Source organism: Metallibacterium scheffleri, from assembly GCF_002077135.1.
Classification (GTDB): Bacteria; Pseudomonadota; Gammaproteobacteria; order Xanthomonadales; family Rhodanobacteraceae; genus Metallibacterium; species Metallibacterium scheffleri.
Window position 1 is genome coordinate 1079356 of record NZ_LDOS01000002.1, and the last position, 14763, is coordinate 1094118.

Consider the following 14763-nt stretch of genomic DNA (forward strand, 5'->3'; position numbering starts at 1 on the left):
GTTCGCGCCAGACATGCCAAAACCGCGATCGTTGGAATCGACACCATGAGCAAATCCGCCCGGCTGCCCGCGCCTGCCGCACCCTATGCTTTCGATTTCAGCGGCGCGGCGCTGCACGCGGCATGGAAACAACTGCATCTGGGCGATCTCGAGCCCTGGCCCGATGCGCAACGCGCCGCGACATTGCTGGCGCTGCCCGCACAGCCACATGCGGACGCCGCTTCGCTGGCTGCCGCCTTGCAAGATGCCTGGCGCGCCTATCACATCGGCGAATTCGAGTCCGCGCAGGCGCAAGGCATGGCCCTGGGCGTGGCGGGTGCCTCGGTCGCGGTCAAGGCCGGCTGCGCGCACGCGCGACACATGCTGGGCGATGCCGCCGCGCGGCGGCAGTACGCCAAGGACCTTATCCCGGTCGCCGCGACGCTGCGCGAAATCCTGCCCGGCGAAGCCAACAGCCACTATCGGCTGGCGTGCGCGCTGCACTTGCATCTGCAGAACATGAGCCCGAATGCACGCCTCGATAACGCGCAACTGCAAATGCAGCACGCGGCTTTGCAGAACGCCTTGCAGCTCGCCCCGCGCCACGCCGAGGCACAACTCGCACTGGGCGCTTTCCACGCCACGCTGGTCGGCCGCATGGGCGCGATCGCCGCGAAGATGAGTTGCGGCGCCAATGCCACCGCCGCGGAACATCATCTGGAAACCGCGCGCCGGCTGATGCCGGCCAACCCGCTGGCATGGCTGGAAACCGGCAATGCGTTGCTGGCACTGTCCGGCATGCGCCGCGGCGCGGCGGTGACCGAAGCCTTCGAGCGCGCCGCGAAGCTCACGCCGCACGACGCCGCCGCGGCGCTCGATGCCACATGGGCGCGCATGCAGTTGCTCTGAAACGCGATCGATCGAGGATACGGCGGCCGCGACGCAGTGTTATGATATAACGATTGTCGCAAGTACTGCGGAGCCAAAGCGTGGACTTCAACCTCTGGGCCCCCGGTCATCTTGATGTCGGCGCCGCGCTGATCACCGCCTTGCTGCTGGGCATCGTGCATGGCATCACGCCGGACGAGCACACCTGGCCGATCACCTTCAGCTACGCCGTGGGTGGCTATTCCACCCGCGCCGGCCTGCGAGCAGGGGCACTGTTTTCCTTCAGCTTCATCGTGCAACGCGCGCTGGCCAGCGAACTGGCCTGGCTCGGACTGGCGCACTGGATGGGCCTGAAGGGTCTGGATTACGCGCTGTATATACCCGTGGGCCTGCTGATGTTGTTCGGCGGCATGCTCATGGCACGACAGCGGCATGCGGTGCACCTGCATCTGTTCGGACAATGCGCTGAACCGGCGTTGATGCAGGCCGCCGATGCGTCGCTGCGCGGCCACGGCACCCGCGACGCGCGCGCGCGCAAGCTGGCCGGGTGGATGCCTGCGGTGCATGGTTTTGTCGCCGGCTGGGGGTTTGGCGCCTTCGCGCTGATCCTCTACACCACGCTGGCACCGGCGATGCCTTCGGCGTGGTGGGGCTGGTTGCCGGGCGCGCTGTTCGGGCTGGGCACGGCACTGGTGCAGGTGCTGGCCGGCGCGCTGTTCGGCCGCATCGCTGCGCGGCGCAGCCTGCCGCCCGAGGCCATCCGCGCGGTCGCGCTGACCACCGCCACGCGCACCCTGATCTGGGGTGGCCTCGCCTACGCCAGCGCCGGCGCACTCGGGCTGCTGCTGCCGCGCCTGCGCGAGTTCGGCATCGTGACCGGTCTGCACGTGCATAACCTCGATCACCTGGGCGTGCCGTTCATGCTGGCGGTGGGCGTCGTCCTGGGCGTGGGCCTGACGACGCTGATCACCGAGACACGGCGCTGGCAGAAACGCTTGCGCAGCGCCACGGCAGCGCCGGTCATGGCGCCTGGCGCCACGAAGGAATGAACGACTGCGTGCAACCCCGACGCCTAGCCCTTGCCGCGTTTTTCCAGCAGCGCCTGCAAACCGGCAAACGGCTGCGCCGTCGCGGCGGCAGGCGCAGCGGCCGAACCCATGCTGCCCGCGGCATGATCGACATGCCGCGCGTGCTCGTTGTCGTGACAGTACACGCACAACAACTCCCAGTTGCTGCCGTCGGCCGGGTTGTCATCGTGGTTGTGGTTGCGATGGTGCACGGTGAGTTCCTGCACGTTGGCGCGGGTGAATTCGCGCGCGCAGCGGCCACAGATCCACGGGTACATCTTCAGCGCACGCTCGCGGTAGCCGTTGTTGCGTGTCTCGGCAGCACGCCGCGCATCGGCAACGACGCGATCAAGGCGTGCATGGTCCGGCGTGGCTTTGGGGGGGTGCATGGCTCAGCTCCGCGATGTCCTGGCGCCTACGTTAGCGCATCAAGGCTGCAGCGCGCGCGCGTTCATTCCGTCCACAGCCGCGCCCGGGGATGAACACCGTGCCCGCGAATCCGGACGCCGCTGACCTGCTGCAGCACATCTGGGGTTATGCCGAATTTCGTGGCCTGCAGCGCGAGGTCATCGAGCACGTGCTGGGCGGCGGTGACGCGCTGGTGCTGATGCCCACCGGCGGCGGCAAGTCGCTGTGCTTCCAGATCCCGGCGCTGCTGCGTGACGGCCTGGGCATCGTGGTCTCGCCGCTGATCGCGTTGATGCAGGACCAGGTGGCCGCACTGCGCGAGCTGGGCCTGCGCGCGGCCTTCCTCAATTCCACGCTCGACGCCGAAACGGCGCGCAGGGTGCAGGAACAGGCGCGGCGCGGCGACCTGGACCTGCTCTACATGGCGCCCGAGCGTCTGCTGAGCGACAGCGGACAGCGCCTGCTGGACCAATGCCGCATCGCCTTGTTCGCCATCGACGAAGCACACTGCGTGTCGCAATGGGGCCACGATTTCCGCCCCGAGTACGGGCAGCTGTCGATCCTGCGCGAGCGCTGGCCGCACGTGCCGCGCGTCGCGTTGACCGCCACCGCCGACGTGCCCACGCGACAGGAAATTGCCGACAAACTGCTGCGCGATGGCCGCGCTTTCGTCTCCAGCTTCGACCGCCCCAACATCCGCTACCGCGTGGTGGAAAAGCGCGATGGCCGTGCGCAACTGCTGCAGTTCATTCGCGGCGAACACGCCGGCGATTGCGGCGTGGTGTATTGCCTGTCGCGCAATACGGTGGAAGAAGTGGCCACCATGCTGGCCGCACAAGACATCGCCGCCCTGCCCTACCACGCCGGCCTGTCCGCCGAAATGCGCGCACACCACCTGCGCCGCTTTCTGGATGAGGACGGTATCGTCATGGTCGCCACCATCGCCTTCGGCATGGGCATCGACAAACCCGACGTGCGCTTCGTCGCGCACCTCGACATGCCCAGGTCCATCGAAGGCTATTTCCAGGAAACCGGCCGCGCCGGGCGCGACGGCCTGCTCGCGCAGGCGTGGCTGGCCTACGGCCTGCAGGACGTGGTGCAGCAGCGCCGGCTGATCGAACTATCCGAGGCGGACGCCACCTACAAGCGCCTGTCCACGGCCAAGCTCGACGCCATGCTGGCCCTGGCCGAGGCCGCCGACTGCCGCCGCGTGCGCCTGCTGGCCTACTTCGACGAAACCAGCACGCCTTGCGGCAACTGCGACAACTGCCTGAGCCCACCCGAGCTGATCGACGCCACCGAGTCCGCGCAAAAACTGCTATCCACCATCTACCGATGTCAGCAAGCGAGCGGCACGCGTTTTGCCGCCACGCACATCATCGACGTACTGCGCGGCAAGCGCGGCGACAAGGTCGAGCGCTACGGCCACCACGCCGTGTCCACTTTCGGCATCGGCGCGGACCTGGACGAGCAGGACTGGCGCAGCCTGCTGCGCCAGCTCGTCGCGCAACATCTGGTCGAGGTGGACGCCGCGCACTTCAATGTGCTGCAGCTCGGCGCGGCCAGCCGTGAGGTGCTGCGCGGGCAGCGCCGGATCCTGCTCAAGCGCCGCGCGCCGGGCAGCGAACGCAAGCGCCGTGCCCCGCGTGGCGTCGCCGGCAGCGGCGCGACAGCAGCCAGCGCAGGCGCGGCCCTGCAAGCCTTGTCCCGCGTCGATGCCGCGCTGTTCGAGCGTCTGCGCGCCTGGCGCGCCAGCACCGCCAAAGAGCACGGCGTGCCCGCCTACGTGGTATTCCCCGACGCCACGCTGCACGCCATCGCCAGCACCCGCCCCGCCACGCTTGCTGACCTGCGCGGCATTTCCGGCGTCGGTGATGTCAAGCTCGAACGCTATGGACCCGCACTGCTGGCATGCATTGCCGACACAAAATAAGGCGATTGGTACTCGACGCATCCTGATCGAACGTCCCGAATCCCGCGCCCGGGCGCGTACTACGAGTAATGACGAAGCAGACAGAGACGCCGGATCCGACACCGTGCTGCAGCGCAAGCAGGTGGCGCGCGCGGAAAATCGACCCGCACCGCGCGCAGCAAACTGATCGCGAGGCGCGGATGCGGCGGCAACACTCGATCGTCTCCGGCTTCCATCGCCTCTGCGATAATGGTGCGGATGTCCGCGCCCCACTCCTCCGATCGCAAGCCTTCCGGCTTCGGCAAGGCGTTCCGTTCGCTGCGCAACTACAACTTTCGCATCTGGTTCCTGGGCGGGCTGGTATCCAACGTCGGCACCTGGATGCAGCGCATCGCCCAGGACTGGCTGGTACTCACCGTGCTCACCCGGCACAACGCCAGCGCCATGGGCGTGGTGGTGGCGCTGCAGTTCGTGCCGCAATTGCTGTGCCTGCCGTGGACCGGGCGCGCGGCCGACCATCTCGACCGGCGCAAATTGTTGATCGCCACGCAGATCGCGCAGGGCCTGCTGGCGCTGGGTCTGGGCCTGATCACCCTCGCTGGCATGGTGACGCTGTGGCAGGTGGACGTGTTCGCGTTCCTGCTGGGCTGCGTCACCGCATTCGATGCCACCGCACGACAGGTGTTCGTCAACGAGCTGGTCGGCGAAGCGCAACTGGCCAACGCGGTGGCGCTGAACTCCACCTCGTTCAATGCCGCGCGCATGATCGGCCCGGCCGTGGCCGGCACCTTGATTGCCGTGATCGGCACGGGCTGGGTGTTCATGCTCAACGCAGCCTCGTTCGCAGCGGTGCTGGCTTCGCTGATGCTGCTGCGCAGCGGCCAGTTGCACCCACAGATCCGCAGCGCGCACAAGGCTGGCAGTCTGGCTGAAGGCTTCCGCTACGTCGGCCGGCGTGCCGACCTGATGGCGGTGCTGGTAATGGTGTTCGTCATCGGCACGTTCGGCCTCAATTTTTCGATTTACATCTCGACCATGGCGGTGACCGCATTCCATGGCAACGCCGGTCTGTATGGACTCCTGACCTCGTCGTTCGCGGTGGGCTCGGTGGGTGGCGCGCTGTTCTCCGCCCATCGCGAGGGCCCCGGCATGGCGTCGCTGGGCTTCTCGGCCTTGGGCTTCGGCGTGGGCTGCGCGCTGGCCGCGCTGGCGCCCGATCCGGCGCTGTTCGCCGCCGCGCTGGCGCTGACCGGTTTCGCCGCGCTGGTCTTCGTCACCGCCAGCACCAGCTTCATGCAACTGGCCAGCGCGCCCGGTATGCGTGGGCGGGTGATGGCATTGCGCATGGCCGTGGCCATGGGCGGCACGCCGCTGGGTGCGCTGGCGGTGGGCATTGTGGCCGACCATTTCGGCCCGCGCTGGGCCATGGGCGTGGGCGCTGCATCTGGCATCGTGGCGGTGCTGGTGGGACTGCACTATCGGTCGGCCAGACGGCGCATCGTCGCCGAGGAAAGCTCCTCGGCCTGAGCACGAAACCGGCCTTTCCGCGCTGGTCCGCCTTCCAGTGACAGCCGCCGGATAGCAAGCACACTGCTGGTGCGCCGGGCGTTGGCGAAATCCAGCGGTGTTGCTGCGCGCTCGCGATTGACCAGTTGGCCATTGCGTGCGATCACGGCAGACCATGGTTCAACGGCACAAGCCGCAGACAGGATGAACGTGTCGACAGCGTGGGTTGATCTTGTGGAACGCGCAGGTCGATTGCCAACGCGCGCCAACAGGTCAAGCGGACCGGATTCGTCGTAAAGGGAACGCTTGGCGTCGGTCAGGTGCCGTCACCTTGGGTGCTGATACGAACTGCCGCCGCCATCCCCGTTATCGCCGCCATCGCCCCGGTGGTGACGTTCAGATTGGCCGTCGCCGCGCCGGTAGTCACCGTCACGGTTGTTGCCATAGCCGGGGTAGAAACAGCCGCTCAGCGAGCAGCCGAGCAGCAGGATCGCCGCAGTAGCGAAAATGCGTCTGATCGTGGATGAGGACATCGGAGTCTCCGGCCGCGGGTGTCAGGCCGAGCATGGCATATCGACACTCGGTGCAAGCGGGTAGGTCATAAGGGGGTCGGGGTTCCATTCAGTGTCAACGTTCAGCGTCATCAAGTGAATCTGGCGCCGTTCGCAGTCCCCGTTCGGCGGCAGACCATCAGCACGGTGTCCACGTGAGGGTCATCAATCAGGCCCGGCAGCCAGCGCAGCTTCCTCTGCATGCGCAGGCCGATGGGCATGAACACGTGGTTGTACCACCACATCGCACGTTCGCGATGATGGATCAGATGCCACATGCTCCAGGCGATCAGGCGCGGGGATTTGGGTTGCATGCCGAAGATGGCACTGCGCTCGATGTCAAACCCGTGACGCCGCAGCATGTTGATCAGGTCCTGCGGTTCGTAGCGGCGGCGGTGGCCGACGAAGTCGTCGAACGCAGTCCAGGCGGCCTCGTGCAGGGGCACCGAGAGCAGCAGGGTGCCACCGGGCGCACACACGCGCGAAAGTTCAGCCAGCGCGGTCGCGTCGTCGTCGACATGCTCGACAATGTCGAAGCTGCAGACCAGATCGAAGGTCTGGTCGGCGAACGGCAACGCGTTGATCACGCCGACTACAGCGGCAGCACCACGCTCCAGGAAGCGCGTCATGGCCGCAGCGCTGATGTCCAGGAACTGGGTGCGCTGCAGCGGCAGGCGCGGGCGTAAACCCGGCGCCACTTCCAAAGACCTTTTCGATTGCGCAGCCAACGTCGATAACAGAGGCCACGTGTTGAACCGGCACGGCTCGATCAGCAGGGCATCGGCCCACAACGTGTCATACAACGCCCGGTTGGTCGCGGCCAGTTCCGTGTCGCTACGTACATGTACCGCGGAGTCGCTCATGCGATTGCACCACCGAGGCGTCAGGCAAAACGATCAAGCCTCCAGCCGCGGCATTTTGGCCCGTTCGGTCAAACCGGGTCACCATGAACGGAACCTTGCACCGCACCCATCCCGAAGCCGAAGCCCGAGCCGGCTGTGCGACCTGTTCTATCCGGGTTTGCCGCCCATGTCGATCGGCTTGCCGTTGGACAGGAAAGTCAGGTAACTCGCCAGGTCGGTCAGTGCCTGGCTACCGTAGGCGGGCGGCTTGCCGCCGAGGCCACCGGCGATGCACCCGCGGATCTGATCTTCCAGGGTGATGACCTTGCCCGCGCGTGGGCTGTAGCGCGGAAAAATCGCGGCGGCGTTGGCCAGACTCGGGATTTTGCCACCGCCGGCGACCTGTCCGGCGATTTTGCCGCCGCCCGAATGGCAGCTCTGGCAAGTCATGCCGTGGCCGCCGAACGTATCGGTCGCAAACAGATGCGCGCCGCGCTGGACCGCTGCTTGCAGCGGATCCGCCGCCTTGGCCCAGGCGGCGGGCAAGCACAGTCCGAACAGCAGGACGCCGACGATCAGGTGCATGGCGACGGTCGTTTGTTGCTTTGCATTCATGGTGAAAATCCTCCGATCATTGACTCCAATACATGTGACGCGACGACAGGCAGACAGCCAGGGACGGAGTGAACGGACATCACGCCGACTTGCGCTGCAGCGCAACCCAGGCCGTGTAGGCATCCAGGAATTTCTGCATGAAGCCGCGCGTGGCTTCGTTGGCGATATGGCCCTGCGCGTCGAACAGGCTGCCAGCGCCGCCGAGATAGGCCTCGGGCTGCGCCATGGTCGGCACGTCGAGGAACACCAGCGACTGGCGCAGGTGGTGATTGGCGCCGAAGCCGCCGATGGCGCCGGGCGACACGCTGATCACGGCGCCGGGCTTGCCGCCCCAGACGCTGTGGCCGTAAGGGCGCGAGCCGACATCCAGCGCGTTCTTGAGCACGCCGGGCACCGATCGGTTGTATTCAGGGGTGACGAACAGCAGCGCGTCGCAAGCTTTCACCGCATCGCGAAACGCGGTCCATTCGGGGGGCGGCGTGGCATCGAGATCCTGGTTGTACAGCGGCAGCGCGCCGATCCCGATCAGCTGCAGATCCAGCGTGCCGCGCGCCATCTCCGCGAGCGCCAGCGCCATGCGCCGGTTGAAGGAGTCCTTGCGCAGACTGCCGACGAGCACCGCCACGTTTGCCGTACTGCTCATGCGTGCATTCTCCTGATGGGCATGCGTCGCATCATCGCGACGCAGCGGCGCTCATCATCCGCCGCTGCGTCGCCCAGCGCTAGAGCACGCGCTGCCCCTGCGCGATGTCGGCGTGCAGTTTCCGCTCGCCGGCTTGCGCCTGCCGGTCGAGGTGATCGAACACGGCGTACTCCGCCTGCGTCGGCCGGTCGTAGCTGAGGTCGATGTCGGCGGCGAGGTACGCCAGATGGCTGCGCAGTTTCGTCTCGTGCAGCAGGCTGCCCTCGCTGGACTGGATCTGCAGCGCGACCAAGTCGGCGATGTCGGCATCGAGCGCGTTCAGCGCCGGCTGCGCCCTGGCCTTGGCCAGGGTGCCCGCGGCGACCGCGCCGTCGAGCTGGTCACGCAGAGCGATGGCCTGGTTGAGGGTGCGATCCAGCGTATCCAGCGCGACGTGGATCTTCAGCCCCAGCGCAAGGCGCGCGGCCAATGCGCCGGGCGCCGGGTGCAGGCGTGGATCGAGCGCCACGGTGAAGGCCTGCTCGGACTTCTTGCCGCCGAAGTCGAGCACCGCGGTGTAGCGCCCGGGCACGACGACCGGGCCTTCCACGGTGTCATCGAGTCCGCCGGCGGCGATCGGCGCCTGGAAGCCGGTGACTTCGGTGGCGTCAGGCCAGCGCAGGTTCCACTGCAGGCGGTTCATGCCGGGCGCGATCGCGGTGAGTTTGGCGTCCGCGGCCTCCTTGGCCTGGATCGGCGTCCAGTTGTCGCTCACGGTGGCGGCCGGCTTGGGCGCCGTGGCCTTGAGGTGCAAGTCGAAGCGGCGCACCACCTGGCCCTGCGCATCGACGAAGCTCAGTGTCACCGGCGCCTTGCCGTCGTAGTCCGCCGGGATGTGGAAGAACACCGTCGCGCCAAACGGCGGATTGGCACCGGCGTCGGTCACGAACTTGGCATACGGGCTGGCGCCATAGGCGTGGGTCAGCCATGCGGTTTCGGGCGCGAACACCTGCGCGGCATCGGCGGCGACCGTCGGTTGCCGGGTCATCTGCTCCAGCAGAGCCAGGTTGTCGAGAATCCAGAACGAGCGCCCGTGCGTCGCGGCGACCAGATCGCCCTGGCGCACGTTCACGGCGAGATCGCGCACCTGCACCTTGGGCAGGTTCAGCGCCAGCGGATGCCAGAACAGGCCGCCGTCGTAACTGGCATAGACGCTGTTCTTGGTGCCGAGGAACAGCAGCCGCGCGTCGTTCGGGTCCTGGCGCACGACGAAGGCGTACTGATCAGCGGGCAGGCCCGTGGTGATCGGCGTCCAGTGCGCGCCATAGTCGGTGGTCTCGAACACGTAGGGATGGAAGTCGTCCCACATGTAGCGTGAGGCGGTCAGGTACGCGCTGCCCTTGGCCACGTGGGAAGGTTCGATCGAGCTGATCTGCGCCCAGCCCGGCAGGCCCTTGGGCGTGACCAGCTTCCAGCTTTTGCCGCCATCCGCGGTGACGTGGACCAGGCCGTCGGCCGAGCCGGCCCAGATGACATTGCCGTCCAGCGGCGAGGGCGCCAGCGCGGAGATGTCGGGGAAAATTTCCGCGCCGGACTGGTCGAGATCGACCGGGCCGCCGCTGGGCCGTTCGGTGGCGGGATCGTTGCGCGTCAGGTCAGGGCTGATGCGCGTCCACATCTCGCCGCCATCGGTGCTCTTCAGCACATACTGCGAAGCCAGCAGCAGTTCGCCTGGCTTGGCTGCGGAAAACAGGATCGGGTGCGTCCAGCCGAAGCGGTACTTCAGCTGGTTGGACGCGGCGCCTTCCTGGTACTCGGGCCATGGGCTGACTTCGCGGAACTGGCCGGTGGCCATGTCATAGCGCAACTGGATGCTGAAGTAGCCGCTGCCGTAGGTGATGTTCGGGTTGCCCGGCTGCGGTGCGACGAAGGTGGCCTCGCCGTAGGCCACGGAATGCCAGGCGCCCAGCGGAATCATGCCGGCGCTGGCGGCGCTGGGGCCCTCGAAGGAACCCTCGTCCTGCTGCGCGCCGTAGATGTGGAACGGGAACTGGTCGTCCAGCGCCACGTGGTAGAACTGCCCGGTCGGCTGGTTGTGATCGCCGCTCCAGGTCAGGCCGCCGTCGGTGGACACCGTGGCGCCGCCGTCGTTGCCCTCGAGCAACAACTTCGGATCGTGGGGGTTGATCCAGATGATGTGGTTGTCGCCGTGCGGCGTGTGCAGCTTGGCGAAGGTCTTGCCGCCGTCATGGGAGACCCACAGCGCATCGACCTCGGGCACGTACACCGTGTTGGCGTCGGTCGGATCGACAAAGATGCTCATGTAGTAGAACGCGCGCTGGCGCAGGCTCCAGTTCGAGTTCACCCGCGCCCACGTGGCACCGGCGTCATTGGAGCGAAACACGCCGCCGTCCTTGGCCTGCACGATCGCGTAGACCACGCGCGGATCGCTGGCGGCGACGCTGACGCCCACGCGTCCCAGCACACTCTGCGGAAAGCCGCTGTGGCGCGAGATCTCGCTCCAGTGCGCGCCACCGTCGCTGCTCTTGTACAGGCCGCTGCCGGGGCCGCCGTCCTGCAGCGTCCACGGCCTGCGGTAGGCCTGCCACATCGCGGCGTAGAGCACGTCGGGGTTGTTCGGGTCCATCACCAGATCGATGGCGCCGGTCTTGGCATCGACGTAGAGGATCTTGCTCCAGGTCTTGCCGCCGTCGACCGACTTGAACACGCCGCGCTCGCCGTTGGGCTTGAACACGTGGCCCATCGACGAGGCGTAGACCACGTCGGGATTCTTCGGATCGACCACGATGCCGCTGATGGTGTGGGTGTCGGCCAGGCCCGCCGCGTGCCAGCTCTTGCCGGCGTCGTCGGAGCGGAACACGCCGTCGCCGGTGATCATGTCGCCGCGGATGTCGCTCTCGCCGGTACCGACGTAGATCACCTTGGGGTCGGATGGCGCCACCGCGATCGCGCCGATGCTGTTGCTGGAACCGGGCAGCGTGCCGTCGGTGAGATTGACCCACTTCACGCCGTAGTCGGTGCTGCGCCACACGCCGCCGTCGACCCCGCCCATGTAGAACAGGTCGCGCTCGCCGGGCACGCCGGCCACCGCGACCACGCGCCCGCCGATGTACGGGCCGACGCTGCGCCACTTCATCAGCGCGTTCAGCGGTGTTGGTGCCGACTCGGTGCCGGCGCGCGCGTTGCCCGCGGCCAGCACCAGGCACAGCACGAGTGTGCACAAGCCGGCGAACGCGAGGGTCGTGCGAGAAACTCGTGAATCCATGACCAATCTCCGCATGCCGGAACCATGCCCGGCTTACGGAAACCTAATCAGATTGCATGGCTGCCGCAAAGCAAATCCACGCATCGAAACCATACGATGATGGCTTTGAAACGTAATATTTACGTGATATGTGCTTGGTGCAGTCGTGGCGCCCGTCCGCTGTCACCCGCCACGCTGGCTGTAGCGCGTGGCGACGTAGTCCTCGAGGATGCCGATGAACTCATCGGCGATGCCCGCGCCACGCAAGGTGACGGTTTTCTCGCCATCGACGAACACCGGCGCGGCCGGCGTCTCGCCGGTGCCGGGCAGCGAAATGCCGAGGTTGGCATGGCGCGATTCGCCGGGGCCGTTGACCACGCAGCCCATCACCGCCAGGGTCAGATTTTCCACACCGTCGTATTGCAGGCGCCATTCGGGCATGCGCGCGCGCACGTGTTCCTGCACGCGCTGCGCCAGCTCCTGGAAGAAACTGCTGGTGGTGCGCCCGCAGCCAGGGCACGCGGTGACCAGCGGCGTGAACGCGCGCAGACCCATGGTCTGCAGCAGCTCCTGCGCGACGATCACCTCGCGCGTGCGCGACTCGCCCGGCGCCGGTGTCAGCGAGATGCGGATGGTGTCGCCGATACCCTCCTGCAACAGCACCGCCAACGCCGCGGTGGATGCGACGATGCCCTTGCTGCCCATGCCGGCTTCGGTGAGACCCAGATGCAGGGCGTAATCGCTGCGCGCGGCCAGATCGCGGTAGACCGCGATCAGCTCCTGCACGCCGGACACCTTGCACGAGAGGATGATGTGATCGCGCGCCATGCCCAGTTCCTCGGCGCGCGCGGCCGAATCCAGCGCCGAGCGGATCAGTGCCTCGCGGCCCACCGCTGCGGCATCCCATGGACTCTCGCGTGCATGATTCTCGTCCATCAGCCGCGCCAGCAGGGCTTGATCGAGCGAGCCCCAGTTGACGCCGATGCGCACCGGCTTGTCGTGGCGCAACGCGGTTTCGATGATGGCTGAAAACTGCGTGCCGCGCTTTCTGCCGAAGCCGACATTGCCCGGGTTAATGCGGTACTTGGCCAGCGCCACGGCGCAGGCCGGCTCGGCGGCCAGCAACTGGTGACCGTTGTAATGGAAATCGCCGATCAGCGGCACCTCGACGCCCATCATGTCCAGGCGTTCGCGGATGCGCGGCACGGCGGCCGCGGCCTCGGGGGTGTTGACGGTGATGCGCACCAGCTCGGAGCCAGCGCGCGCCAACTCGGCCACCTGTTGGGCGGTGCCGGCGACATCGGCGGTATCGGTGTTGGTCATCGACTGCACCACGATCGGCGCGGAACCACCGATGCGCACGCGCCCGATGCGTACCGCGCACGTGGGGTGTCGGGCCGCGGTGCTGCCGATGGGCGCAACGGCGCTCATGCGTCAGCCCCGGCCGTGGCGCTGGCTGGCACGGGCCGCGGCGCGGCACTGACGCGCAGGCTCTGGTAACCCGGACTGAGCGCCGCGCTGGATTCGATCTGCGCCAGCCGCACCGAGGGCAGCGGCTGCCAGTCACGCGGGTCTTCGGGCAGGCTCAGTTCGAGCGCGGCGGGAATGGCGTCGTTCAAAGTCGCCAACAGCAACTGCTCGTGATCATCACCGTGCAGCAACAACGCACGTACCGCGTTGCGCAACTGGCCGCGTGCATCGGGGAAACGCACCGCCGCCGGCAGCGTCTGCCGCGCCAGCAGCTCGACGCCGGTATCCAGTTGCCCGGACTCCTCAATGCGCAACCAGCGCACGACGCCGACCATCCAGTCCTGCGTGTCGCCGCGCTCGGCGGGCGGAGCCAGACCGACGATCTCGCCAACGCGGATGCGCATGCCGGTCTCGGCGTGCCACAACAGGCGATAACCGCCGAGGCTTTGATCGAGTACCTGCACACGTTGCACGGCGACGCCGCCGCCATCGGCGGGCGCGGCCCATGCCGGGCTTTGCGTGTGCGCGCCGATGCTGATGCCGGCGCCGCGCAGGCCGCTGAGAAAGGTCTGGAACTGCTGCCCGCCAGCCAGCAGCATGTGCAGCGCATGCAGGCCGATGACAGCTTCGAGCGGGTGCCCAGCCTGCAGACGCGCATGGCCGCGCTCGGCATTGCCACTCCACGTCGACTGCAAGCGTTCGAGGAAGGCGTGGCTGACCTCGAGTGTCTTGCCGTCATGCAATCGGTAAGTACCGTGCGCGATGCCACCAGGCTGCATCTGGCGATCCGCCGCCAGTGCCGCGCGCGCGGGCTCGGCGTCGAAATCGTGCAGGCCGGGCGCGGCGGCACGGCGCTCCTCGGGCAGATAGCCAGGCCCGGTGTCGGCGGCCAGATCGAGCGCGATGGCGCCGCTGCCGCCGGCGTGCAATCGGCAGCGCGCAGCGAATACGCCGGTGATCTCGTAGGCATCGGACAACTCACGCGTCGAGAAGCGGTACGGGTTGGACAGCGCCAGCAACAGCGCATGTTTGTAGATCGTGCTCGACGACAGACGCTGCGTCGGATCCAGCGTCACGGGTTTGTCTGCGATACCGCTTTCCAGCGCGAACGCATAAGCCGCGTGCATGCGCAGCCAGGCGCCCGCGGGCGGGGTGCGATACAGGCGGTAATGCCACAGCAGGCTCAGCCCACCATGCCGCAGCGCGCGCGCCAGGCCCTGCGCGATCGCCTGGCTGCGCATCCAGCCGACCTTGCCGGCTGGCGCGCACAGTTCATACACGGCCAGCGCGTAGCCATCGGCCAGCGCGCGCTGGAAGCCGCTGACGATTTCCGCCAGCGCCAGTTTGGCCGCGGGCAATGGAAAGCTTTCGTTGGTGAGCTGGCGCTCGAAGCCATCGGACAACTGCGCGACGCTGGCGCCGAGTCCGTCCAGTGCCGCGAGCCGCTCGCCACCCGGCCACACGGTCGTCAGCATGCGCTCGAGCAAATGCGTGAGCTCGCGCGCAGCCACCGCAGGATTAGCCATCGGCAACTGCGCGATGTTCTGCTGCATGCGCCGGGCGCTGGCGGGAATCCCGCCCGTGGCCGGCACGCGCGCCGGCATGCCTGCGATCAGGCGCGTGTAGGCCTCGCTCATG

The 14763-nt window shown here is 67.4% G+C and carries 12 protein-coding genes; 4 read left to right on the forward strand and 8 right to left on the reverse strand.

The window, feature by feature from the left end; genetic code table 11:
• The first annotated feature begins 45 nt into the window (after positions 1 to 45).
• Both Mschef_RS10070 and Mschef_RS10075 read left to right on the forward strand, forming a co-directional pair.
• Positions 46 to 888 carry a tetratricopeptide repeat protein gene (locus Mschef_RS10070; protein ID WP_081128072.1) on the forward strand — a complete coding sequence of 281 codons (843 nt, stop codon included), beginning with the start codon at positions 46 to 48 and terminating at the stop codon, positions 886 to 888.
• Between the two features lie 80 nt (positions 889 to 968).
• Positions 969 to 1916 carry a hypothetical protein gene (locus tag Mschef_RS10075; RefSeq protein ID WP_081128074.1) on the forward strand — a complete coding sequence of 316 codons (948 nt, stop codon included), beginning with the start codon at positions 969 to 971 and terminating at the stop codon, positions 1914 to 1916.
• Positions 1917 to 1939: 23 nt separating this feature from the next.
• Here the strand turns inward: Mschef_RS10075 and Mschef_RS10080 are convergent, their stop codons facing one another.
• On the reverse strand, positions 1940 to 2323 hold the full coding sequence (locus Mschef_RS10080) for a YajD family HNH nuclease (protein WP_081128075.1): 384 nt from the start codon (positions 2321 to 2323) through the stop codon (positions 1940 to 1942).
• Positions 2324 to 2412: 89 nt separating this feature from the next.
• On the opposite strand from Mschef_RS10080, the gene recQ reads away from it, so the two are divergent.
• Together recQ and Mschef_RS10090 are read left to right on the forward strand one after the other, a co-directional pair.
• Positions 2413 to 4275 (forward strand): DNA helicase RecQ, encoded by a 1863-nt coding sequence (recQ, locus tag Mschef_RS10085; RefSeq protein ID WP_136256504.1) that lies wholly within the window; start codon positions 2413 to 2415, stop codon positions 4273 to 4275.
• A gap of 237 nt (positions 4276 to 4512) precedes the next feature.
• Complete coding sequence (locus Mschef_RS10090; protein WP_081128077.1) at positions 4513 to 5781, forward strand: MFS transporter; 1269 nt, start codon at positions 4513 to 4515, stop codon at positions 5779 to 5781.
• 305 nt (positions 5782 to 6086) lie between these two features.
• Here the strand turns inward: Mschef_RS10090 and Mschef_RS17280 are convergent, their stop codons facing one another.
• The 7 genes from Mschef_RS17280 to Mschef_RS10120 all read right to left on the reverse strand — a co-directional run bounded on the left by Mschef_RS17280 (position 6087) and on the right by Mschef_RS10120 (position 14762).
• Complete coding sequence (locus Mschef_RS17280) at positions 6087 to 6293, reverse strand: hypothetical protein (protein ID WP_136256505.1); 207 nt, start codon at positions 6291 to 6293, stop codon at positions 6087 to 6089.
• 110 nt (positions 6294 to 6403) lie between these two features.
• Positions 6404 to 7174, reverse strand: a complete 771-nt coding sequence (locus Mschef_RS10095) for a class I SAM-dependent methyltransferase (RefSeq protein WP_081128078.1) — start codon at positions 7172 to 7174, stop codon at positions 6404 to 6406.
• Between the two features lie 147 nt (positions 7175 to 7321).
• Positions 7322 to 7768, reverse strand: a complete 447-nt coding sequence (locus Mschef_RS10100) for a c-type cytochrome (RefSeq protein ID WP_136256506.1) — start codon at positions 7766 to 7768, stop codon at positions 7322 to 7324.
• A gap of 79 nt (positions 7769 to 7847) precedes the next feature.
• Positions 7848 to 8411 (reverse strand): NADPH-dependent FMN reductase, encoded by a 564-nt coding sequence (locus Mschef_RS10105; RefSeq protein WP_081128080.1) that lies wholly within the window; start codon positions 8409 to 8411, stop codon positions 7848 to 7850.
• A gap of 79 nt (positions 8412 to 8490) precedes the next feature.
• Entirely contained in the window at positions 8491 to 11676 is a 3186-nt protein-coding gene (locus Mschef_RS10110; protein ID WP_136256507.1) for a WD40/YVTN/BNR-like repeat-containing protein, read from the reverse strand.
• Positions 11677 to 11838: 162 nt separating this feature from the next.
• A complete protein-coding gene (gene ispG, locus Mschef_RS10115) occupies positions 11839 to 13086 on the reverse strand; it encodes a flavodoxin-dependent (E)-4-hydroxy-3-methylbut-2-enyl-diphosphate synthase (protein WP_081128083.1) in 1248 nt (415 codons plus the stop codon).
• The gene (locus tag Mschef_RS10120) at positions 13083 to 14762 is read right to left on the reverse strand and encodes a hypothetical protein (RefSeq protein WP_081128085.1); all 1680 of its coding nucleotides are present in this window, start codon (positions 14760 to 14762) and stop codon (positions 13083 to 13085) included. Before Mschef_RS10120 ends, ispG begins: the two co-directional genes overlap by 4 nt.
• Position 14763 lies beyond the last annotated feature (1 nt).